The sequence below is a fragment of the Geminocystis sp. GBBB08 genome (genome assembly GCF_016743215.1).
Lineage (GTDB): Bacteria > Cyanobacteriota > Cyanobacteriia > Cyanobacteriales > Cyanobacteriaceae > Geminocystis.
The window spans coordinates 1-2,955 of the sequence record NZ_VRZC01000264.1 but is presented as its reverse complement, the minus strand read 5'-3'; the positions used below and the strand labels follow the sequence as shown (position 1 = coordinate 2,955).

Here is a 2,955-nt window from a genome sequence, read left to right as displayed (position 1 = left end):
TAACTTAACCAACTATTTAAACCTTTATTATTTGAGATTTTTTACCTTAAACAGTTAATAAATAGCGAAGTTAAAAGATAAACTAAAAACAACGATCAAAAGAATATCAATGTCATCTCTTAAAAAACTAGCGATTACTGCCACAATTTGGACTTTATTAGGCTACGGAAGTAGTCAAGTATTAAGATTAGGAGCAAACTTAATTATTACTCGTTTACTCTTGCCAGAAGTTTTTGGTTTAATGAGTTTGGTTAATACCTTTATCATAGGGTTAAATCTTTTTTCAGATTTAGGAATCGTTGATAGTATTGTGCGACATGAAAAGGGAGAAGAAAAAGAATTTTATAATACAGCTTGGACATTACAAGTGATTCGTGGTTTTGTTATTTGGATTGGAAGTATCATTATGGCCTATCCAGTATCTATTTTTTATGAAAGTTCTTCCCTCAAATTATTAATTCCTGTTTTAGGCTTAACTTCTTTTATTAATGGTTTTCAATCAACTTCTCTACATTTTCTTACCCGTCACATCAATGAAAAAAAGAAAATTATATTTAATTTGTTAGTACAAATACTCTCTTTATTAATTATGATCGTCTTGGCTTGGCAGATACGAAATGTTTGGTCTTTAGTTATTGCTAATATTATTTCTAGTGTAATTAGTACTATTATTACTCATCGGTTAATACCTGAAGTTAAAAATTACTTTTATTGGGATAAGTCAGCTTTAGAAGAATTATTCGGTTATGGTAAATGGATTTTTATCTCAACTATATTGACATTTCTCGCAATGCAAACTGATCGCCTTTTATTAGGAAGATTATTTACTATAGAATTATTGGGAATTTATACCATCGCTTTTATGTTTGCCGATTTACCAGTACAAATAATCGATCGTTTAAATAGTTCAGTAGTTTTTCCCGTTGTTTCCAAGATGAAAGATTTACCAAGAATCACTTTAAAACAAAAAATTATTAATAAACGAAAATTTTTATTTGCTTTAGCAATTCTTTTAATAGCTTTATTGAGTAGTTTTGGCGATTTATTAATTACAATTTTATATGATGACAGATATAAACAAGCTGCTTGGATGTTGCCAATTTTAAGTATTGGAATTTGGCCTAATTTGTTAGGTGTAACCATGCGAAGTGTACAAATCGGAATCGGTAAACCAATGTATGGGGCTTATGGCTATTTATTCAAGTTTATTTATATGATTGTACTATTACCTTTAATTGCATCTCAGATGGGGATACTAGGGGGAATTATTGTTATTGCTTTTAATGATATACCTTTTTATATTGCCGTTCAATATGGTTTGTGGCGTGAAAATTTAATGACCTTAAAAGAAGATTTTATTGCTACAATTTTATTATTCGTTACAATAACTATTTTTATTACATTAAGAAGTGTATTAGGTGCGGGATTTCCTCTTTCAGGTATTTTCTGATTTTAACATTAATCAAATAATCAAACAATAAATTATTAGTATGCGTTTACTTATAGTTCAATATGGTGGAGATTACTCAGAGGCTTTTAAAAATCTCTCTAGTGGTGGTGAAGAAACTTATGGATGTCAAAAGTATACAGTTAATGTGGTCATGGAAATTACCAAAAAGCCTAACATTGAAGAAGTTACAACTTTATGTTTTTTAACGGAACAATATTATGATGAACTTTTAGGTACAAAGTTGAGGGCTATAGGAATGGGTTATAACCAAAAAACCATCTCTGACAAAAGTTTTTCTGTTAACCTGATCAAAATTTTGGAGAATTATAAACCAACACATTTAATTTTAAGAACTCCTAATCAACAAATTTTGAAATGGTGCATTGCGAATAAAGTGAAAACAATGGCAACATTTGCTGATTCTTTTGAGGTAAATGATATTCGTTCTTATTTTAGAAACTGGAAACTGAAAAATTTGTTAAATAATCCTCAAATAGAATGGGTGACTAATCATCAGACTCCTGCTTCTAAATCTTTAGCAAACATAGGAGTTAAAAAAGAGAAAATAATACCATGGGATTGGCATCCTGAAGATAATTCTATGAGATTTAAACCAAAATTTTTGGCACAAAAAACAACTTATGAACTTATCTATGTGGGAATGATAATCCCAAGCAAAGGAGTAGGAGATATTCTTAATGCCATTGCCACTCTAAAATTGAGAAATTTCTCTGTTAAACTAACATTAGTGGGAAAAGGTAATATTGAAGAATTTGTCAAAATCTCACAAAAGTTAGACATTGAAGACTTAGTCAAATTTTTAGGATTAATATCTAATTCACAAGTAATTAATTTCATGGCAAATGGTGATATTATAATTATTCCTAGTCGTCATGAATATTCAGAAGGATTTCCTAACACAGTTAATGAAGCTCTTTTTTGCTATACACCTATTATCGCTTCTGATCACCCAGTTTTTGTTGAAAAACTTAAACATAAACAAAATGCTCTTATTTTTCCTGCGGGTAATTTTAGGGCTTTAGCTGATTCTATCGAAATGTTATTGTCCAATAAGGATTTATACCAGTTGATTTCTAGTAATTCTTATGACACTTGGAAAAGTTTACAAATCCCTGTTAAGTGGGGTGATTTGATTCATCGTTGGTTATCTGATTCTTCCGAAGATAGGAATTGGTTATTACGATATAACTTAATTTCAGGGAATTATTAAGTAATATAGGACATCTAAAAAAAAATCATAAATTAATTAATGCTTCCCTTGCTATAGTTTCGATTTATTTCACATAAACTTGAACAAAGATATTATTTCAAAAATATTAGTAATAATTCTTGATTAACTAGGTAAGCAGAATTAATTGTAGATTTTATTTTTCCCAAGTCCTTAACAACAATGCAAGGCAAGGGGTTTAAACCCCTTATTACCCATTGCCTATATAGAACCTATTTGATATTTACGCCTGTAACCCAAATAACAAAAGGCTTTG

The 2,955-nt window shown here is 29.5% G+C and carries 2 protein-coding genes; both read left to right on the top strand.

Features of this window, described 5'->3' with window-relative positions; translation table 11 throughout:
- Positions 1-109: 109 nt before the first annotated feature.
- A complete protein-coding gene (locus FWJ34_RS18975) occupies positions 110-1,450 on the top strand; it encodes an oligosaccharide flippase family protein (protein ID WP_308256891.1) in 1,341 nt (446 codons plus the stop codon).
- Positions 1,451-1,490: 40 nt separating this feature from the next.
- Positions 1,491-2,681 carry a glycosyltransferase gene (locus FWJ34_RS18970; protein WP_308256890.1) on the top strand — a complete coding sequence of 397 codons (1,191 nt, stop codon included), beginning with the start codon at positions 1,491-1,493 and terminating at the stop codon, positions 2,679-2,681.
- Positions 2,682-2,955 lie beyond the last annotated feature (274 nt).